Origin of the sequence: Paenibacillus sp. 8b26 (assembly GCF_050626875.1) — a bacterium.
Taxonomy (GTDB): Bacteria; Bacillota; Bacilli; order Paenibacillales; family Paenibacillaceae; genus Paenibacillus.
In genome coordinates, this window is sequence record NZ_CP192445.1 from 3,741,515 (window position 1) to 3,759,717 (window position 18,203).

The 18,203-nt window shown below is 46.6% G+C and carries 19 protein-coding genes, 1 pseudogene and 1 riboswitch; of the genes and pseudogenes, 17 read left to right on the forward strand and 3 right to left on the reverse strand.

The window, feature by feature from the left end; all coding sequences use genetic code 11:
- Window positions 1–269 precede the first annotated feature (269 nt).
- The gene (locus ACQ4MX_RS17225; RefSeq protein ID WP_431086224.1) at window positions 270–515 is read right to left on the reverse strand and encodes a hypothetical protein; all 246 of its coding nucleotides are present in this window, start codon (window positions 513–515) and stop codon (window positions 270–272) included.
- Between the two features lie 337 nt (window positions 516–852).
- On the opposite strand from ACQ4MX_RS17225, the gene ACQ4MX_RS17230 reads away from it, so the two are divergent.
- The 4 genes and pseudogenes from ACQ4MX_RS17230 to ACQ4MX_RS17245 all read left to right on the forward strand — a co-directional run bounded on the left by ACQ4MX_RS17230 (window position 853) and on the right by ACQ4MX_RS17245 (window position 3,353).
- Window positions 853–1,161, forward strand: a complete 309-nt coding sequence (locus ACQ4MX_RS17230; protein WP_431086226.1) for a MerR family transcriptional regulator — start codon at window positions 853–855, stop codon at window positions 1,159–1,161.
- A 336-nt stretch (window positions 1,162–1,497) separates the two neighbouring features.
- Window positions 1,498–2,064: pseudogene (locus ACQ4MX_RS17235) on the forward strand (helix-turn-helix domain-containing protein); the annotation flags it as partial.
- A 268-nt stretch (window positions 2,065–2,332) separates the two neighbouring features.
- On the forward strand, window positions 2,333–2,878 hold the full coding sequence (locus tag ACQ4MX_RS17240) for a PadR family transcriptional regulator (RefSeq protein ID WP_431086228.1): 546 nt from the start codon (window positions 2,333–2,335) through the stop codon (window positions 2,876–2,878).
- On the forward strand, window positions 2,856–3,353 hold the full coding sequence (locus tag ACQ4MX_RS17245; protein WP_431086230.1) for a hypothetical protein: 498 nt from the start codon (window positions 2,856–2,858) through the stop codon (window positions 3,351–3,353). Before ACQ4MX_RS17240 ends, ACQ4MX_RS17245 begins: the two co-directional genes overlap by 23 nt.
- Before the next feature lie 134 nt (window positions 3,354–3,487).
- On the opposite strand, the gene ACQ4MX_RS17250 is transcribed toward ACQ4MX_RS17245, so the two are convergent.
- Entirely contained in the window at window positions 3,488–4,006 is a 519-nt protein-coding gene (locus tag ACQ4MX_RS17250) for a DUF3231 family protein (protein WP_431086232.1), read from the reverse strand.
- Window positions 4,007–4,202: 196 nt separating this feature from the next.
- On the opposite strand from ACQ4MX_RS17250, the gene ACQ4MX_RS17255 reads away from it, so the two are divergent.
- A complete protein-coding gene (locus tag ACQ4MX_RS17255) occupies window positions 4,203–4,433 on the forward strand; it encodes a WGxxGxxG family protein (protein WP_431086233.1) in 231 nt (76 codons plus the stop codon).
- A gap of 410 nt (window positions 4,434–4,843) precedes the next feature.
- Here the strand turns inward: ACQ4MX_RS17255 and ACQ4MX_RS17260 are convergent, their stop codons facing one another.
- Window positions 4,844–5,368 (reverse strand): hypothetical protein, encoded by a 525-nt coding sequence (locus ACQ4MX_RS17260; protein WP_431086235.1) that lies wholly within the window; start codon window positions 5,366–5,368, stop codon window positions 4,844–4,846.
- A gap of 882 nt (window positions 5,369–6,250) precedes the next feature.
- Between ACQ4MX_RS17260 and ACQ4MX_RS17265 the strand changes: the two genes are divergently transcribed.
- The 12 genes from ACQ4MX_RS17265 (at window position 6,251) to ACQ4MX_RS17320 (ending at window position 18,131) form a co-directional block, all read left to right on the forward strand.
- A complete protein-coding gene (locus tag ACQ4MX_RS17265) occupies window positions 6,251–6,475 on the forward strand; it encodes a hypothetical protein (protein WP_431086236.1) in 225 nt (74 codons plus the stop codon).
- Between the two features lie 410 nt (window positions 6,476–6,885).
- Window positions 6,886–8,511 carry a spore germination protein gene (locus ACQ4MX_RS17270; protein WP_431086239.1) on the forward strand — a complete coding sequence of 542 codons (1,626 nt, stop codon included), beginning with the start codon at window positions 6,886–6,888 and terminating at the stop codon, window positions 8,509–8,511.
- Window positions 8,511–9,734 (forward strand): Ger(x)C family spore germination protein, encoded by a 1,224-nt coding sequence (locus tag ACQ4MX_RS17275; RefSeq protein WP_431086241.1) that lies wholly within the window; start codon window positions 8,511–8,513, stop codon window positions 9,732–9,734. The genes ACQ4MX_RS17270 and ACQ4MX_RS17275 overlap by 1 nt, the downstream gene beginning before the upstream one ends.
- Window positions 9,727–9,951 (forward strand): hypothetical protein, encoded by a 225-nt coding sequence (locus ACQ4MX_RS17280; protein ID WP_431086244.1) that lies wholly within the window; start codon window positions 9,727–9,729, stop codon window positions 9,949–9,951. Before ACQ4MX_RS17275 ends, ACQ4MX_RS17280 begins: the two co-directional genes overlap by 8 nt.
- A 39-nt stretch (window positions 9,952–9,990) precedes the next feature.
- Window positions 9,991–11,163: a GerAB/ArcD/ProY family transporter gene (locus ACQ4MX_RS17285; protein WP_431086247.1), complete on the forward strand. Its 1,173-nt coding sequence runs from the start codon at window positions 9,991–9,993 to the stop codon at window positions 11,161–11,163.
- Between the two features lie 107 nt (window positions 11,164–11,270).
- Entirely contained in the window at window positions 11,271–12,116 is an 846-nt protein-coding gene (locus ACQ4MX_RS17290) for a uroporphyrinogen-III synthase (RefSeq protein ID WP_431086248.1), read from the forward strand.
- Window positions 12,117–12,287: 171 nt separating this feature from the next.
- Window positions 12,288–12,842: a TIGR00730 family Rossman fold protein gene (locus tag ACQ4MX_RS17295; protein WP_431086250.1), complete on the forward strand. Its 555-nt coding sequence runs from the start codon at window positions 12,288–12,290 to the stop codon at window positions 12,840–12,842.
- Window positions 12,843–12,899: 57 nt separating this feature from the next.
- Window positions 12,900–13,083: riboswitch (cobalamin riboswitch) on the forward strand.
- Window positions 13,042–13,269 carry a hypothetical protein gene (locus ACQ4MX_RS17300; protein ID WP_189338162.1) on the forward strand — a complete coding sequence of 76 codons (228 nt, stop codon included), beginning with the start codon at window positions 13,042–13,044 and terminating at the stop codon, window positions 13,267–13,269. Its footprint overlaps the riboswitch before it by 42 nt.
- Before the next feature lie 129 nt (window positions 13,270–13,398).
- Complete coding sequence (gene cobJ / locus ACQ4MX_RS17305) at window positions 13,399–15,216, forward strand: precorrin-3B C(17)-methyltransferase (protein WP_431086252.1); 1,818 nt, start codon at window positions 13,399–13,401, stop codon at window positions 15,214–15,216.
- 95 nt (window positions 15,217–15,311) lie between these two features.
- Window positions 15,312–16,439, forward strand: coding sequence for a sirohydrochlorin chelatase (locus ACQ4MX_RS17310; protein ID WP_431086254.1), 1,128 nt, complete (start codon window positions 15,312–15,314; stop codon window positions 16,437–16,439).
- Window positions 16,436–17,215, forward strand: a complete 780-nt coding sequence (gene cobK / locus ACQ4MX_RS17315) for a precorrin-6A reductase (protein WP_431086257.1) — start codon at window positions 16,436–16,438, stop codon at window positions 17,213–17,215. The genes ACQ4MX_RS17310 and cobK overlap by 4 nt, the downstream gene beginning before the upstream one ends.
- Window positions 17,216–17,486: 271 nt before the next feature.
- Window positions 17,487–18,131: a precorrin-8X methylmutase gene (locus tag ACQ4MX_RS17320; RefSeq protein ID WP_014278561.1), complete on the forward strand. Its 645-nt coding sequence runs from the start codon at window positions 17,487–17,489 to the stop codon at window positions 18,129–18,131.
- The last annotated feature ends 72 nt before the right edge of the window (window positions 18,132–18,203 follow it).

An 18,203-nucleotide genomic window follows, 5' to 3' on the forward strand; every position in this document is an offset into this window, starting at 1 on the left:
AATAAAGCATGTTCAAAAAACAGCTATTATAAATTAGTTAGCTATTTTTTACATTTATTCGTCTTATCTTACATTATAAGTCTTTTATTGTAATTCTTCAAAAATGGACAATCGTTCCATTATCATAATAGAGCACGCTGCGGAATTGAACTGCGCAAGGGTTCTGGCAGGGTCTGTATGACGTTTCCGCCGGATATCTGTTACCTTGCTGCCAGCGCGTGCCGTAAAGCCCCGGAATGATCCAGGAAATGGTTCTGGGTGATGCTTAATTACAGAAGTTCCGCTGCAAGCTGCTTGAGCACTAACGGCGTTGCGATAAGCTGGCCGTCATTTTTATTGCCCTTGACGTAAGCTTTGTCCTCGTGGGTGTAGTAGACAATGCCCTGACCCTCTACGATCGGAAAGCCGCTCTCATCGTCCGTCAGACTTGTTTGTACGTGCTTGCCATGTTGCTCATCGTGAAGATGCAGGATGCCATCTGAACTCAAAAATGCGAAACGTGCTTCTGTAGACATGATTTATGTCCTCCTAGTATGGTTTATTTTTATTAGAGAAAATCAAAAAGGCCGGCACATTGGCCGACCTGATTCACCGAGGCTCGAAAGCTGCGATGCGTTCCTTATTTGATTTTCCATAATACAAGAATATCATGCAGAAAGTCTGACGAAGGGACACCAAACGGACTTTTTTCGGTCATCACTTATTTCCACTTAAAGCCTTTGCTTCGCAAATAGAGGGCATTGTAATCTTACAATTCCACTTTAACAACATATTTGCATTGTCAAAGTATTATCTCCCAAATTGATAAGCTATACTATAGTGGCATAAAAGGAAGGAGAATTGAGGGGAACAATGAGTACAATGTTTTTGATCGGAGAAATTTCCAAGCTCTTTCAAATCGATATCCGAACGCTGCGTTACTATGATAGCATTCATCTGTTCGAGCCTGCATCAGTCGATGAAGTGACTGGTTACTGTTATTATTCAATCGATCAATTCGAACGCCTGAACACAATTCTTTATCTCAAGGCGCTAAATATCCCACTTAAAGAAATAAAACAGTTTCTTGACGATCGTGATGTAGATCATATTTTAGCTTTATTAAAGGAGCAAAAACGTAGAACAGAAGAGAAGATTCTTGAGTTCAAACAGATTCATTGAAATATAGTATTCCTTCCTCTACAACCTCACCAAATGCCTCGAACATCAGCCAGATCGCCGTTCCGAGTTGCGTTGAAACATGTCTCGTAAATACATATGTCGCACTCTATATGATAAACTGCGCCCAACTTTAGACATGGGCTTAAGATGTCACAGAGGACTGTAGTTGGTATTCTTCCGGAGACAGTCTTTTGATCTTCTCCTTGGTTCTAGCAAGGTGGCTGAGAACTGCTACACCAACTGTTGGAAAGTATTCTGGTTTGTTATGCAAATATTGAAAAAAGACTATTGACGCATGTTAATATTTGGATAAAAATTGAGATGAGATTATAAAATTTGGATTTTTTTCAGCAAAATGACTTAACGCTGGCACAATTTGCGGAGAATTCAGGTGTTCATCAAAGAACGCTCAATAATTGGATTCTTAAGCATCGTCCAGTCGCTATACATCAGTTGGATCGAATCACACTGGCAATGGGATTACCAGAGGGCTATTATTACGACCGATACATAGATCATTACATCATCGAAAGTTCCCCCGATTGGCGGCGAATTGGACCGGTATTGTTTCGTTGTGTGGAATTGAACAAACTGGAAGCGATTCAGCGTATAGTTGGGAATATTATGGACAACCTGCTCTATTCCCCGAAGCTGTTTGATGCGGCAGAAGCATTATTCGCACAAGGTCGGCATGCTGCTGCATTGTTGCTCTATGAGGGGGTTGCAGAAGCAGAAAAGTACCAGCATTCGGAACGATTAGCGATCTGTCAATATCGTATATTCACAATTCAGATTGGAGACGACCAAAGCCTCAATCTCAAGTCAGCTACACTATTTGGGGCTTTTGTTGAGCGCCTGGATGAAATGGACCAGCTTGACGCATTGAAGGATTTGGCAAACGTGACCTTATTTCGATACATCGGATAACATCCTTTGGATTTTTTTGTTTATTTTGAAAGCGTAGTACTGTTATTCTTTGATTCTAGTCCGGCGTAGCTTAAATAATCTTTCCAAATAAAATTTCAGCAACCGCTATTGACAAATCGATCGTCAACTCTTATGTTATACATATCGAATCGATATATATAAATTCGCTATATATAAACAGAGATAAGTTCCCTTTGATTTCAGAAGGACAATTCACTATGCAAGGAAAGAAGGGAAAGATTTTATGTTGATTTATGTAATACTTGGGTTCCTCTGTGAAAAGGATATGACAGGATATGAAATCAAGCAGAAGATGGCGTTAAGTACTTCCAACTTTATTGATGCCAGCTTCGGAAGCATATATCCTATGCTGAAAAAAATGGAAAAGGGGGAGCTTATCACGTATGAAGAAGTGGTAGAGGAAGGCAGATTCAAAAAATCATATGGTATCACGGAAAAAGGGAAGAGTGAATTTATAGAATGGTTAAAAACACCATGTACTTTTTCCCCTTTTAATTATGAGTATTTAAATAAGCTTTTCTTCTATAAATATCTTGACGAGCTTGAGGTTGTTCGATTGATTGCCAGCTTTCAAACCACTGTCGCCTGTGAATATAACAAGCTTGCCTTGATAGAAGAGAAGCACGTTCATGAGATGGGTGTATATGAGCACGCGACGTTGATGTTTGGCAAAGAATATTATCAAATGATTATGAATTGGCACGATGAACTCACAAGAAAAATTACAGGAAAGAAGGATAATGAAGATGAGAATGACAAAGAAATTTAAATTGCAGATTGCAGCTAAAAATGTGGATTTGTACAAATGGGTAACTGAGATGACTCCAGCTGAATATGAATCATTTTCAAAAGCTCACAAGGCAATGGGCAGTTACTTTGAAGATGGTGAATTTTATATGGTTAATGTAGAAAATATGGGGAATGAGATGATTGTTCAGCACTATCAATTAAAAGAGCACACAGAGGATCATTTGCGTTTCTACTCTGACAAGACAGAAGCATATATATGTCGATGGATACCAGCCATTGTTGGAGTTCCATGGGAAATGAAGGTCACGCCTATTGATAACAACTCTTGCGAACTTAGTTGTACGATTGGAGCGGACTTTCCCTCCCGGCTACTGGCTTTTGCTGCATGGATAAATGGTTTTGGTGGATTCTTTATGAGAAAACATTTAGTCGATGAGGGCGAAAAATTTGCTAAAGATATAGAAAAGAAATTTAATAACGTCAGGTATGTATAATTCATGAATGAGCTGATCAGAAGATCGGAGGTGCTTAAATGTAAGCAAAGCCAATCCCCGCTAACCTTAACTGGTCGGCGGGGATTTTTGTTGAAGAATCTAAGGAACAGTGTGTTGAAGATCGTACAGGAAATTTAGGCTTTAACTGGTTCAGGTCGTTTTAATTGAAGAGGGGGAGGTATTAGCCAACCCTTTTCTTTGTTCATTTTTAGAATACGAACTCCCAAAGCAGTCTTAGTTAGATGATATTTTGCAAATAAAGCCCCGATGTCTTCTCTAATGGATTGACCCATAGCTTGGCTGCAAGATGTCAATCCCACAGAGGTATCTAATGCGACTTTAGCTGCAATTTCGGGATCAGTAAACCTTGCACCAGCCGGGATATCCTCAAGTTTCACAGGGGGTCTTTCAGGCATAATAGGGGCTGGGGCAATACCATTATCAGTAAGCATTGCGTCGCATTCTTGGATTTCCAGTTTAGCTTGATCAATAAGATCATCCAGTACTTTTTTGAGTTCTTTGTCTCCTGCGTGGTTTAAAAATGCTTGGTAAAATGAAACGCTGCCTTTCGCTAACGCTGAAAACTGCCACACACTATAAATTTCTCCGTAATGCATGGGCTCGTCTTTTGGATTCCCGCTTAGGATACCCATTATAAAAACCACTCCTTGTTTATTTTAATGTTGTACAAATTTATGATTCCCAGTAGTGAAGATTTAATGTGAAGGTAAGAGTAATGCTGTCATTACAAATAATGTATACGAAATAAGTTCTACTGGGCATGCTAAACACATTAAAGAATTGATTGGAAACACAAATTTAAAGGAGTGGTTTAGGCATGTTGAAAAAATGAAGATAATGGTTGTTGTTGCATTAATGATTTCAAGTTTTGGAACGGTAGTAGCATTTGCTGAAAACAGTGAAACCAATAGGGGCACAAACGACAATGGTAGAACACAAATGCTGACCACTAATAATAACAATGGCGATAATGATAAATGGGGATGGCTTGGTTTATTGGGGTTAATTGGATTGGCAGGTTTAAGACGTCGCGACCATGAAAACCACAAAAAAAGATAATCGTAAGTAACAACTCAAAAAACACCTTAAAATCCCTGCTGTCCTTAACGGGTCGGCGGGGATTGTTTTGTTGAAGGAATTACCACATCGTTCACCGAATGATTATCGAGGTGATCAGCATGAACCATCATATAAAGTGTTAAAATCGGATATAGAACTATTTGCAGCTGCATTAAGCCAGGTAAGAGTATAAGTAGTTCAGCCGTTGGGTGAGGATTTGATGGATATAGTGGACACGGTGGCGCATCTCAGCCCATTTGACAGAGCCGTACGGTGAACTACCTCCCACGAATACATCTGGACTTAGAATATTGACCAAATAAGTACCAGGTTTTTGAATAACGACAGAACCGCTAAAGGATTTATCCTGTTTGAGGGGGATAACGGTCCTTTTTTCAACTTCAACAAAATCAATCGTTTTGAAATGCTGCCACTCCAAAAGAAACTACATTGCTTTCGAGATACGTAGCTGTCACGACTCCAGCAATTGCTATTGGATCTCCAGCCTTTACACGGAGGTATCCCTGGGTCGGCTTGGTAAAGCGGATGTCTTGCTCGTTCTCGGCATGGTTGTATCTAATAGGAACGGAGGACGGGTTTAATACTTTGCGATGGACCATAATCTTTGCAGATCCTTTATCATTGGTGTAAATTTCCAACGGATTTGGACCGGTGCGAAGACCTACTGAATATTCAATCCGCTGAAATGTTCTTCCATTCACTATAATCGACTTTTCAATTGCTTTTTCTGTTCCCTTAAACGTGCTAATGCTACCTCCAATGGAGCTTGTCATGCCACCGTGTCCTGTGTTCACCAAAACATAAGTATGCCCGAACTCTTTTTGCACCAATGCGCTGAAAGTGATGTTTTCCTTATCCGTTGTATACGTTGGGTGAAGCGCTTTGACTACTTTATCGTTCCAGTCCCAGTGCATAACTCCTTTACTCCAAGTGTAATTTATTCCCATTTTAGACAGGGGTGACACCGAAATATACAATTGGCCGTTTTCATAAACGTTGTAGGGATTGACTGATCCAGTGTTGTTCATTGATCCGTCGAAGTATTCGTAAATCTTTGACTGGTTAGGCATCAACCGTAATGAGGAAAAAGGTGCCGAATTGTCAGTGTCAAATTCCGCCCACCTGCTTTTTTAGAATAACATTAGCAGATCACATCGAATTCGAATTATTTTAACGGTTAATGTTTTGATCGGAGTCAGTATAAGTTCAGGGTGGATGTGATAAATACACTGAAACCGTCACAGCTACTTTTACTTTTTTGAGAAATTATTTAGAGTTTAGTAGCATGAGGAGGGACTGCATTGAATGGATGCAGTCTTTCTTTATATTATTTTTTTTCCCCAAACAAACTATAGAACAACAAGGAGCCAGACAACATAAATATTAAGTTAAGACCTGAGGATAGATGATTTCCTACCAAGTAATATAAAACAACTAAAAGTGACGGAATGAAGGCAAAGATAAAAGTATCTCTTTTAAATGTAAATTTTAGGCCTCTCGTGGTATGGATGGAAATTATAGGTGATTGACATTTGTTCTTGAAAGAAATATCCCGAATTTTCAATAACTTTCACAAAAATAATAAAACCAATAATCCATGCAATTTTAAATATATTTTTCATTTATTTCCTTCCAAATGGTTGCCATTTTCTGTATATAAATAGTATCATAACATACGATAGAGGGAGAAATAATGAAGAAAAAACTAATGTTCGACAAATTTTCCCTTACTTCTTACTGATCAAGGTGTAACATTTATAACCGTTTGAAATATTTGTATAGGTGGAGATTTATTTATGGGAATTTTCAATAAAGTGTTCGTACCCACTTTGGCATCGGTATTACTCTGCGCAACTATTTTACCTTCAGTAGGTAGTGCGGAGCAATTGACTGAGTCAGAGGAAAATCAGATCCAAACCGAAGTTATTCAGACCGACCGTGGAGAAGCAACTATAACAACAAACTTTAAAGACGACGCCCATCGATTAACTCCTGTTGTCCCTATCGGGTGTACTCCATGAACAAATTTTTAAAACGTTATGCGGGTATTTTGCTGAGCTATGCAATAAGCATAGGATTTTTTTATGCACTGGGATATAAGCTGAATGCTATGATGTTTTATATTATTTTGACTGGAACTGTAACTGGAGAGATAATCAATTTTACATTGTCAAAACGAGAGAAATAAAAAAAGCTCTGCTAACCTAAATTGGTCGGCCGAGCAGAGCAGGGCGGTGGCGATGGGAAGCACCATCCGACTGCGCAGTGGCGCAATAGGTAACTTTTAAGATCAGATTAAAAGAAGACTCCAAAACCACCTTAAAGTGGAACTGGAGTCTTCTTTTTGTGCTTATTGGATACATAATCCTTTGCAGGCTGGTACATCCTACATGTCATATTCCTGATCGGCCATTCGTAGAGGGGGATAACGATGAAGAAAGTACACTTTCCCAAGCTGCCGAGATTACCGTGGAGCCGGCGCACGATTCCGGCTGCAGATCGCAAGACACGAAATTACGATGCTCTTAAAAGACTGCCTGAACCATCATGGTTGGAACAGCCGTTACGGAGCAGTCTGGAAGACAATTTGACTGCTTTGCGTGATATTTTCAAGGATTGCTCTGATTTCGTCTATCGAGAGCTGATGATTTCCCCTGAACGCAAAGGGATGTTGGCTTATATTGAAGGCACGGTGAAATCGGAGGATTTGCAGGATCATATCCTGCGGCCTTTCATTTTGGGCATGATGCTTAAGGACCCCGAGGTAAACGGAACATTAGATCCGCTGGATGAAACTCGGATTTCCATGTCCCAGACCAAAACGATGGATCAATGGAAAATGGTCTCGGCGGCGATACTGGACGGCAATGCCGCCTTGTTCGTAGACGGTAAGTCTCGTGCGTATATCTTCAGTGCTAAGGGAGGCGTTCGCCGTGGCGTGGAGGAGCCTCAGACCGAGGCGGTTATTCGTGGGCCGCGTGAAGGATTTACCGAGACCCTTCGTGTAAATACCGCTTTGCTGCGATTCAAGCTGAAGACCCCCAAGCTCAAGATGCACAGCATGACCATGGGAACAGAAACCCAAACAGGTGTTGTACTTACCTATATCGAGGGCATCATAGATCCGAAGCTGGTGGAGGATGTAAAAAAAAGGCTTAGCGATATCGAAATAGATGGTGTGCTGGAGACAGGATACATTGAGGAACTGATTGAGGATCACCCGTTTTCACCGTTTCCGGAAATGGAATACACGGAACGTCCGGATACGGTTACCGCGCAATTGCTGGAAGGACGTTTTGCCATTTTTGTGGACGGTACGCCCTTTGCCCTGATTGGGCCAGTCACGATGTGGCAGATGATGCAAGCGAGCGAAGATTATTACGAGCGTTTTTTCATCAGTAATGTGGTGCGCTGGATTCGGTTTCTTTTTCTCATATTAGCCCTCTTTTTGCCTGCATTATATGTAGCGGTCACAACCTACCATCAGGATATGCTACCGACGACGCTCATTTTGAGTATTGCGGCGGCGCGTGAATCCATCCCTTTCCCTGCTTTGGTGGAAGCATTGATTATGGAGATTTCCTTTGAGGCGTTACGGGAAGCGGGGATTCGTCTCCCCAAAACGGTCGGCCAGGCTGTCAGTATCCTCGGCGCGCTCGTTATCGGTCAAGCCTCTGTACAGGCGGGAATTGTGTCGGCACCGGTAGTTATTATCGTGTCACTCACAGGTATTGCGTCGTTTACTATTCCGCGCTTTAACTTTGCTATCACCGTTCGTTTGCTGCGGTTTCCGATCATGCTGATGGCGGGGGTATTCGGATTGTTTGGAATCATTATCGCAACCACACTGCTCGCTACACATTTAACCAAGCTAACGTCGTTTGGTGTGCCTTACATGAGCGGGTATAGCCCGTATAATCAAATGGACCAAAAGGATATCGTCGTTCGTGCGCCATGGTGGAAATTGACCAGACGACCTTCCTGGATTGGAAAAGACAACAACAAACGAGCGAAGGAAAAAATGAATGGATCGCCCACAACCGAGGAGGGATGGTGATGAAGAAACCCAAAGGATGTAATGCAGGAAAAGTGCGTAAAGCGGCTGTGCTCAGTTGTCTACTGCTTTGTTCTGTTCTTTTGGGTGGATGCTGGGATCGCCGTGAAGTGAACGATGTAGCCTTTGTAATGGGTACCGGTTTGGATAAGGAAGGGGATCAATACCGTGTAACGATGCAAATTGCTCTCCCCGGACAGCTCGGTTCTTCGGGAAGCACAGGAGGTGGGGGAGGCACAAGGGGAACGAAATCCTATTATCTGGAGTCCAAGATAGGTCCAAGCTTCCGGGGAGCAAGCACAGAGGAACAGCGGGGAGTTTCACGAACGCTGAATTTCTCCCATCGACGGGTACTATTATTCGGCGAGGCACTGGCACGTGAGGGGATCAGCAAATTTATGGATGTATTGGCGCGTATTCCGCAGAACCGTCTGTCTTCGCTGGTAGTCATCACGAAGGACTCGGCGCTGGAAGTGCTTCAGGCGGATGCCCCGATTGAGCAATATCCAGCAGAGATGGTGCGTGAGCTCAACTTTGCTTATATGAAGGAACCCCGCTCCGTTAAGTTGTTGATGAATTCAATCCTGCTGGATGGTATTGATCCGGTTGTGCCGGTGATGTCTATCGTGAAAAATGGTCCCGCCAACATAAAGGACAAGAAAACGAATATTCAGGTGGATGGGCTGGCTGTATTTCGCAAAGACATGGTAACAGGGATTATCGATAACCATCTAAGTCGGTTTCTACTATTGGGGATGGAGCAGGCCAAGGATACGGAGATATTCATTCCTCCTCCTAAAGGTGCTGGTTATATATCCGTTCATCTCATCGAAAATAGCGTCCATATCAAGCCTCATATTCAGGGGGATGATATACGAATGACCATTCGTCTGAACTGCAATGGGAATGTAAGGGAGGATGAGACAACTTTCGATATATCCAATGAGGAAAATTTAAAGTGGCTGGAGCAGCAGGTTACCGAAGAGATCAAGAAAGAGCTGGGTGAGGCTGTCCGGGTTATTCAGCAAAAATATCATTCAGACATACTTGGCTTTGGCCGGGCTATCATTATGAGTCGTCCAGATGAATGGAAACGGATTAAACCTCGATGGGAGCAATTGTATCCCAAGGTGGAGGTCACCATAAACCCGATCGTGCATATTGAGAATATCGGTGCGATCACCAAACCATTCGGGATCAAAAAGGAGCAAATCCAGAATGAATAAAGTATTTTTGTTACCCTTGGTGCTGGTTATGCTGTTCATGTATCTGATTGAACGTAAAAGTCTGAAAGCTGCACCTGCCGTCAATCGCTGGGTCTCACGCGTATTGTATGTCATTAGCATGGGTATCTGGATCTACGGAACCTCGACAAAGAGTTCCGTTTATGCGGCCACATGGCTAAGCCGTTTTATTGATATGTGGCTCCCTCCTGCGTTGTAACGAGCGCGAGATGCCAGTGGGAAAAAGGAGGTCTCCTGTATGAAACAGTTCACAACCAGACAGATCGTGCTGCTTGGTATGTTGATGGAGGTTAGTATTACCATTGTGCATGCTCCGGCCCAGGCAGCAGATTACGCGCATCAGCATGCCTATTGGACCTGCGCGATTGCTGCCATCGTAATATGCTTGCCGATCTGGGCGATGTTGAAGCTTAAGCGGCGTTTTCCGGATCAGGATCTGCTACAGGCCATAGTAAGCTCTCACCCCGTGCTAGGGCGTATGCTCCTTATGGTTTATATTATTTTATTTCTGATCATTTTTGCACGAGATCTGAGAATTATTACCGATCTGGTGGAAATTGTACTTTTGCCGCTGACTCCGATTGTTGTCATATCCCTTATTATGCTGCTGACCTTAACGTTCATGGCCAAGGGCGGTATAAGCACCGTTGTGAATATGGCGGAGATTTTTGTACCGTTGTCGATTCTGACGCTGCTGACGATGCCGCTTGTTTTCGGGCGTAGTATGGATTTTTCGGAACTGAGACCGATTTTGCACCCGGATGTAAATGGAGTTATCAAAGGTAGCTGGCGTATGCTCGGATATATGGCAGATATTATGATGTTGCCTTTTGTGATTTCGGGAAAAAGCTATGGTCCCCGGAGTGCGTGGCTTGGACATTTGACCGGAACCGCTTTTATCATTATCATGGTGCTGCTGTCGGAGCTGGTTATCGGTATTCCCATCTTGTCGCGGCTGTTTTATCCATCGTATGAACTGGCGCGTCAGTTGCAGTTAACCGACTTTCTGGATCGGTTCGACTTGTTTGTGGCTGCACTGACTGTACCAACCCTGCTTACAAAGATTGGTATTGATCTGTATGTAACCAGTTTGGCGGTAAAGCGCATGTTTGCCCACACACGGGGGAGTTTGATGGTTTGGCCCGTAGGCTTGTTGGGTTATGTCTGTTCCTTTATGCTGTTCTCTAATATCGTCCAAATTTATGATTTCAGCCGGGAATGGACGATGGTAATGGTTATTTTCTTTGTTTTCATGCCTTTTGTGCTATGGCTGCTGCTCCGACCCAAGCCTAAAGAAGATAGCAAATATCATAAGCCATCTGGAGAGAAGCAGGATAGTGTGAGTCAGCAGGATAGCACGAGCCAGCAAGAAAGCCAACAGGCAGGCAGAACAGGACAAGCTAACTTATAAGTTTACTATATTCATTGGAAAAAGAATTCTTATTTGTCTTTCAGCCCTCTAATTGTATACTTGGTAGAAAGGATTATGACTTCGATTTCTACAAGGGAGGGAACAGGATGGCACAACGCATGGCAGGCAAGAGAGTTGCCCTTGCCGGTCCCCGTAAAGCAGACGAAATGGCATTGCTGGTTGCGAAAATGGGAGGCGAGCCAGTGCAGCGTCCGGCCCAGGGCACGGTTTTTCTGGACGATATCGAGCTGCGTAACGCTATTGTATCGTGGGTGAAGCAGCCGCCGGACTGGAACATTTTCACGACAGGCATGGGGCTGGACGCGCTACTCGATATGGCGGAGGATATGGGAGTAGCAGAACAGATTATAGAGCTATTACATTCCTCGAACATTGCAGCGCGAGGCTACAAAACGGTCAATGGACTCAAAAAGCGTGGCTTTACGCCAGATGTACGGGATGAGGACGGAAGTTTGATCGGGTTGACGCAGGCCTTTGCTCCGTATGATCTGAAGGGAAAGGAAGTGCTGTTACAGCTACATGGTGACCCGGCCCCTGGGCTGGTGAAGTGGCTGGACGAGCAAGGTGCAGTTACCCGGCAGGTGCTTCCCTATAAGCATATTCCGCCGGAGGAAGCGAATTTGCAAGCACTGCTAGCGGATATTGTAAATCGTAATGTTGATGCAGTTACGTTCACCAGTGGTCCGCAAATCCGCTTTTTGTGCCAATATGCGAGGGAACAGAAGCAGATGGAAGACGTGCTGGAAGCTTTTCGCCATGATGTGATCGCTGTGTCGGTAGGCAAGGTGACGGCGCAGTCCATTTTGGAGGAAGGTATTGAACGGATCGTGTTTCCAGTGGAGGAACGAATGGGCGCGATGATGGTGGAACTGGGAAGATATTTTGAGCATAGCGCCTCGGTGCACGGCTACGGTCTTGAAGTTGTGAACTGAAAACTAACCTATATCCTTGCGATAAAGGGTAAAATAAAGATAAGGGCCTACAGGGTCTTTATCTTTTTTTGTTGGAAATGCATCGACGGAAGTTTTTGTTATAACGAAAATATTTATTTAATATAATGAAAAAGCCTCGATGCGGGATACCAGAACAGGAGCTGAGACATTATGAATTCCATTTGTGTATTTGCCGGGTCCAGACCCGGACATTCATCGGTATATCTTCAGGAGGCAGGCAAGCTTGGAGAGGCTATGGCCCGACATCATGTTCGTCTGATCTATGGAGGCTCCAGCAAAGGGCTGATGGGTGAGGTCGCAGATGCGATGCTGGCCGGGGGCGGTCAGGTCACCGGGATTATGCCGACCCTGTTATTCGATGCAGAGATTATTCACCGGGGAGTCACCGAATTTATTGAGGTGACAAGCATGCATGAACGCAAAGCGGTCATGAGCGAAATGGCCGATGCCTTTATTGCCCTTCCGGGGGGATTGGGAACATTTGAGGAGCTGTTCGAGGTGCTGTGCTGGGCGCAAATCGGCATTCATCGCAAGCCCATCGGACTGCTGAATGTGAACGGATATTTTGACCCGTTGGCGGAAATGGTGCGTCATAGTGTGCGCGAGGGATTTACCGGAGTTGACCATCCAACGCTGCTGAGTATCTCTGCGGACCCGGACGAATTGTTGCATATGCTAAAAAATAAGGCAGAGAACTTGAAATAAAGCGTTTTTCATGCTTGCGCAACTGATTGAGCCAAGGTTATGATAAGACCCATAATCAAATAGCGGACAGACAAGGTGCCTTTGTGATAGCGAAGGGTAACAGGGAATCGGGTGCAAGTCCCGAGCGGTCCCGCCACTGTAAGGAAGAGGATTTTTTCAGACGTCACTCGTGACAAAACGGGGAAGACGAAAAAATCTGTTGATGCCGAGCCAGGAGACCTACCTTGATCTGTATGCACCGTTAACCTTCGCGGAGAGGATGGGTGTACGAAATCAGGAAATCAGGCGCACGCTGCTTTTTCCATGTTGGTTGCAGGTTTGCGTGGAGCTGAACATGCAGAAGCATTTCAAGCGTGAACAGGCAGATGGAAAGCAACGGCACGATGGCGGAAGACAAGAAGTGTCTTCTTATGCTGTGTCCGTCTGATGATACGATGCGTACATAGGAAACCCATCCGGGCAGGATGGGTTTTTTTTGAGTTACAGGATGTCCATATACAAGTGAAATAGATAGAAGTGTGGAAAACATAGCCTAGATTTAAGAAGGAGGATAACGATGAGCCCATTAGGAAAATTGCTCGTGATTGGATTCGGACCGGGGGATATGGAACATATCACCAAACGAGCGCTGGATGCGCTGGCCGAGAGTGAGGTCATTATCGGTTACAACACCTATGTGGATCTGATCCGCCCGTTGTTGAACGGACAGGAGATTGTGCGCACAGGGATGACAGAGGAAGTGAGCCGTGCGCAGGAGGCGGTTCGACAAGCGGAGATGGGCAAGAAGGTAGCCGTCATTTCCAGTGGAGACGCAGGCGTATATGGCATGGCCGGGCTAGTGTACGAAGTGCTGATGCAAAAGGGCTGGCGCCGTGAGGACGGGGTTGAGGTAGAAGTCGTGCCGGGAATATCGGCGATTCAGTCCTGTGCTTCGCTGTTGGGTGCGCCCGTCATGCATGATGCATGCACGATCAGTCTGAGTGACCATTTGACCCCGTGGGAGACGATTGTGAAGCGTGTAGAGGCGGCAGCTTCGGCGGATTTTGTCATTGCACTGTACAACCCGCGCAGTGGTCGGCGTACACGCCAGATTGTTGATACGCAGTCTGTTTTGCTGCGTTACCGTGATCCGCAGACTCCCGTCGGGCTGGTCAAGAGTGCTTATCGCGACCGTCAGCAAGTAATTGTGACGACGCTGGAGGACATGCTCAACCATGATATCGGTATGCTGACGACCGTTATCATCGGCAATTCTTCGACGATGGTGTATGACGGTCTGATCGTGACGCCGCGCGGGTATCAGCGCAAGTATACGTTGGGTGCGACCGAGCAGGCGCTCAAGCCGCATCAGCGGCTCCGCACGGAAGCGGAGCCGTGGTCGCTGGGCGCGCAAGAGGATCGCGCGCTGAATGCGTCGCAGGCAGGCGCTGCTCCCGCAGTGCCAGCCTCTGCGGGAGCAGGCGGGACCGCGCCCGCACCTTCCGCGAGCGGCGCTGCTGCGGTTGCCACGCAGGCACGCCCGCAAGCGGTGGCTGCCGTGCAAGCCGGGGCGGCCCCGGCATCGCTGGCAGCGGAGGCGCTGAGCCGCCTCGCTGCGGGCGGCAAGCTGCCGGGCGAAGCGAGCGCGCGCTGGAACGGGCAAGCGCCCGCCGTGAGCGGCGCCGGAACGGCAGCCGTGGCCGTAGCTGGGGCTGCGGCCGGGACAGCGGCAGGCAGCTTTGGCAAGCCTGCGCTGTTTGAGGTGGGCGTTTCCCCCGGCGTGGGAAACAAGAAGTTCACCGCTCGCCAGATGGCGCTACTCGCCGAGGTAGCGGGTGATGAAGGCGAGCTGGAGTACACGCCGGATCACCAGATCGTGCTGCGCGTGCCGTGCGCGGACCCGGAGGAGCTGGTAGGGCGGCTGCGGGATGAACGATTCATCGTGATGCCGATTGGCGATGTGTTTAAGGTGAAGGCGTGCGACTTCTGCAATATGGAGAAGGATGACGCTGTGCCTGTGGCTGAGCATCTACAGGTTGTACTGGGCGGATTGCAGGCGCCCAAGGAAACGAGCATTGCTTTGAACGGCTGCGGCATGGCTTGCTATGGGGCGGTGCTGGAGGATATCGGAATCGTGTACCGCAAGGGAGGATACGATCTGTTCCTCGGCGGCAAAAAATTCGGACGCAACGCTCATGCCGCTCAACCTGTGGCAGAGGGCATTCCGGGGGATCAGATTACGGATATCGTTGAGAACGTCATCGCTGAATATAAGGAAAAAGGGCATCCGAACGAGCGTTTTCATAAATTTTTCAAGCGTGTGGGCGTGGTAGCGGGTTTTCGGCATGAAGATGCGCCTGCAATAGTGGAAGTGAATGCCGTCTGTGGCGATTAATGGGCTAGAAAGCCTGTTTTTATGGATGTAAGCATATAGATAAAATAGGGCGTCTTGCAGGTCATCCCTATTTTGATGAGGAGGAAAATACAGCAGTGAATGCAATATTGTTGGTTGGACATGGAAGTCGGGACCCGGAGGGGAATCAGGAGCTGATGGAATTTGCACAGGCGGTGGCAGATCGGGTACCGGATATGTGCGTGGAAACCTGTTTCCTGGAGTTGGCACGTCCCGACATTGCCGAAGGAGTGCAGACATGTGTGGAAAAAGGGGCGACGCGTGTCGTTCTTATTCCGATTATTTTGTTCGCAGCGGTACATGCCAAAATTGATATTCCGATGGCTATTGACCGGGCAAAGGCGAAATATCCGCAGGTGGAATTTGTATACGGACGTCCGATTGGCGTTCACGAAAAAATCGTCAGCATTCTGCAAAGCCGCTTGAAAGAGGCCCGTCCGGTTGCGGTTCCAGCCGGTATGGATAGCGCTGTGGAGGCTTCTGCCGAGGTGACGGATGAAGAAACGGCTGTGCTGGTGCTGGGACGCGGAAGCAGCGATCCGGATGCGAACAGCGACTTTTTCAAAATTACCCGTATGCTGTGGGAAAAACTCCCGTATACGTGGGTGGAGAGCAGCTTTATCGGTGTGACACAACCCTCATTTCCAGATGGCTTGGAGCGTTGTCTACGTCTAGGTGCCAAAAAAATCATCGTGCTTCCATACTTTCTATTCACGGGTGTGCTGATTAAGCGTATCGGAGAAATGACAGAGGAATTTGCGGAGTCTCATCCTGAATTACACGTGGAAATGGGCGGATATTTTGGGTTCCATCCACAATTGGTCGAGCTGGTGCTGGAGCGTGCCAACGAAGGCTTGGTTGGCAAGGTTATGGCCAATTGCGATAACTGCCAGTTCCGTCTGGAGGCGCAGGAGCACCACCATCATCACCACGACCATGATCACGATCATGGGCATGACCACGATCACGATCATGATCACGATCATGATCATCACGACCATGATCATCACGACCATGACCACCATCCACATGAGCATGGACACGATCATCATCATGAGGAACACTCACATGATCACAAGCATGAGCATGTACATGCGCACAGCCATGATGACCATGATCATGAACACCACCACGATCATTCACATACGCCGTCTGTGGTGAACGGGAGCGGCATTTCTGGCAGCGGGCAGGTGAAGGGCTCATGATATTCATGCTATGCGGAACGAGCGATGCTCGGGAACTGGCGCTGCAAATCCGTGACAACGGCTTCAAAGTATTGGCCTCCGTCGTAACAGAAAGTGCGGCAGCGAGCCTGTCCGAAGTGGGGCTGGACGTACGTACAGGTCGAATGACAGCCGATGAAATGGCAGCAGTGGTTCGGGAACAGGGAGTGCAGACTATCGTTGATGCTAGTCATCCTTTTGCAGAAGAAGCACATGCGAATGCCATGACAGCCGCCCGCGAGTCCGGGGTTCCTTATGTTCGCTATGAGCGGGCAGGGCTGGTGTATGACAATCATTCGTTACTTCACATCGTACCTTCCTATGAGGAAGCCGCATTGGAAGCGAAGCAGCTCAAAGGCTCTGTAATGCTTACAACAGGCGGCAAGACGCTCGGCACGTTCACCAAGCATTTGCTGGGAGACCCGGATATTCGCTTGGTTGCACGTATGCTGCCGCGACTGGACAATATGGAGAAATGCGGCGAGCTGGGGCTGGAGCAAAAAAATATTATCGCCATGCAGGGACCTTTTTCCCGCGAGATGAACGAGGCTTTGTACAAGCATTTCGGCACGACGGTGATGGTCACCAAGGAAAGCGGACGCACGGGAGCGGTAGATGAGAAGGTTCAATCTGCCCTGGAGCTGGGTATTCATGTCATTTTGATATCCAGACCGGAAGTGGAATTTGGCACCGTATTTGATCATTTTGACGGAGTGATCGACGCACTGCGCACAACCAAAGTGGACCCTTCGATCTGAACTATGACCCTGTGAATCTGATCGAGCCGGGTAATTAACAACCCAGTCAATCCGATAAATCCAGGACTTTTTCTGACGTGTATTTAAAATATAGTCATCTTAAAATACGTATATAAGCTGAATTTTAAAAATTCACATCAAAACGGAGTAAGCTGAATGGTGTTGTGCAAGCGCAGCGGTGGCGATGGGAAGTACCATCCGACTGCGTAGTGACACAATAGGTAACTTTGAATGTTCAAAACTAATTTTCTGTAAAGGAGTGGTCGAAACGATGGATTTTAAAACAGATTTCAAACCGTTAACGGTGCAGCCGCAGGAAATTGAGGGCAAAAGCTTTGAGATGATCACGGAAGAACTGGGAGAGCATCCTTTTACAGAAGCGCAATATCCAGTCGTACAACGTGTGATTCACGCGTCTGCTGATTTTGAGCTGGGCCGCAGCATGGTGTTTCATCCGAAGGCGATTGAAGCCGGGGTTGCAGCTATTCGCGCAGGGCAGCAGGTCGTTGCTGACGTGCAAATGATTCAGGCGGGACTCAGCAAGGATCGTATCCGTCAGTTTGGCGGAGATGTGCATGTGTACATATCTGACCCCGACGTCATGGAAGAAGCGAAAAGGCTGAATACGACACGCGCCATTATTTCGATGCGCAAAGCGATTCAGGCAGGCGAAGGCGGTATCTATGCGATTGGTAATGCGCCGACAGCGCTGCTGGAGCTGATTCGTCTGGTGAAAGAAGGAGCGGCCAAGCCCGGCCTGATTATCGGAATGCCTGTCGGCTTCGTATCGGCGGCAGAATCGAAGGACGAGCTGCGCAAGCTGGATATTCCGTTCATTACGAATATTGGGCGCAAGGGTGGCAGTACCATCGTCGTGGCGGCATTGAATGCGATCTCCTTAATGGCTGTCCGCTAGATGCGGTTGTCCGTTTGCTGTATCATGAAATGAATTGGAGCATGATCAGCATGAGAGGTTAAGGAGGAATGG

Coding starts and splice junctions, on each gene's coding strand:
- ACQ4MX_RS17225 (WP_431086224.1), bottom strand. CDS start 515: ATGTCTACAGAAGCACGTTTCGCATTTTTGAGTTCAGATGGCATCCTG.
- ACQ4MX_RS17230 (WP_431086226.1), top strand. CDS start 853: ATGAGTACAATGTTTTTGATCGGAGAAATTTCCAAGCTCTTTCAAATC.
- ACQ4MX_RS17240 (WP_431086228.1), top strand. CDS start 2,333: ATGTTGATTTATGTAATACTTGGGTTCCTCTGTGAAAAGGATATGACA.
- ACQ4MX_RS17245 (WP_431086230.1), top strand. CDS start 2,856: ATGAGAATGACAAAGAAATTTAAATTGCAGATTGCAGCTAAAAATGTG.
- ACQ4MX_RS17250 (WP_431086232.1), bottom strand. CDS start 4,006: ATGGGTATCCTAAGCGGGAATCCAAAAGACGAGCCCATGCATTACGGA.
- ACQ4MX_RS17255 (WP_431086233.1), top strand. CDS start 4,203: ATGAAGATAATGGTTGTTGTTGCATTAATGATTTCAAGTTTTGGAACG.
- ACQ4MX_RS17260 (WP_431086235.1), bottom strand. CDS start 5,368: ATGCACTGGGACTGGAACGATAAAGTAGTCAAAGCGCTTCACCCAACG.
- ACQ4MX_RS17265 (WP_431086236.1), top strand. CDS start 6,251: ATGGGAATTTTCAATAAAGTGTTCGTACCCACTTTGGCATCGGTATTA.
- ACQ4MX_RS17270 (WP_431086239.1), top strand. CDS start 6,886: ATGAAGAAAGTACACTTTCCCAAGCTGCCGAGATTACCGTGGAGCCGG.
- ACQ4MX_RS17275 (WP_431086241.1), top strand. CDS start 8,511: ATGAAGAAACCCAAAGGATGTAATGCAGGAAAAGTGCGTAAAGCGGCT.
- ACQ4MX_RS17280 (WP_431086244.1), top strand. CDS start 9,727: ATGAATAAAGTATTTTTGTTACCCTTGGTGCTGGTTATGCTGTTCATG.
- ACQ4MX_RS17285 (WP_431086247.1), top strand. CDS start 9,991: ATGAAACAGTTCACAACCAGACAGATCGTGCTGCTTGGTATGTTGATG.
- ACQ4MX_RS17290 (WP_431086248.1), top strand. CDS start 11,271: ATGGCACAACGCATGGCAGGCAAGAGAGTTGCCCTTGCCGGTCCCCGT.
- ACQ4MX_RS17295 (WP_431086250.1), top strand. CDS start 12,288: ATGAATTCCATTTGTGTATTTGCCGGGTCCAGACCCGGACATTCATCG.
- cobJ (WP_431086252.1), top strand. CDS start 13,399: ATGAGCCCATTAGGAAAATTGCTCGTGATTGGATTCGGACCGGGGGAT.
- cobK (WP_431086257.1), top strand. CDS start 16,436: ATGATATTCATGCTATGCGGAACGAGCGATGCTCGGGAACTGGCGCTG.
- ACQ4MX_RS17320 (WP_014278561.1), top strand. CDS start 17,487: ATGGATTTTAAAACAGATTTCAAACCGTTAACGGTGCAGCCGCAGGAA.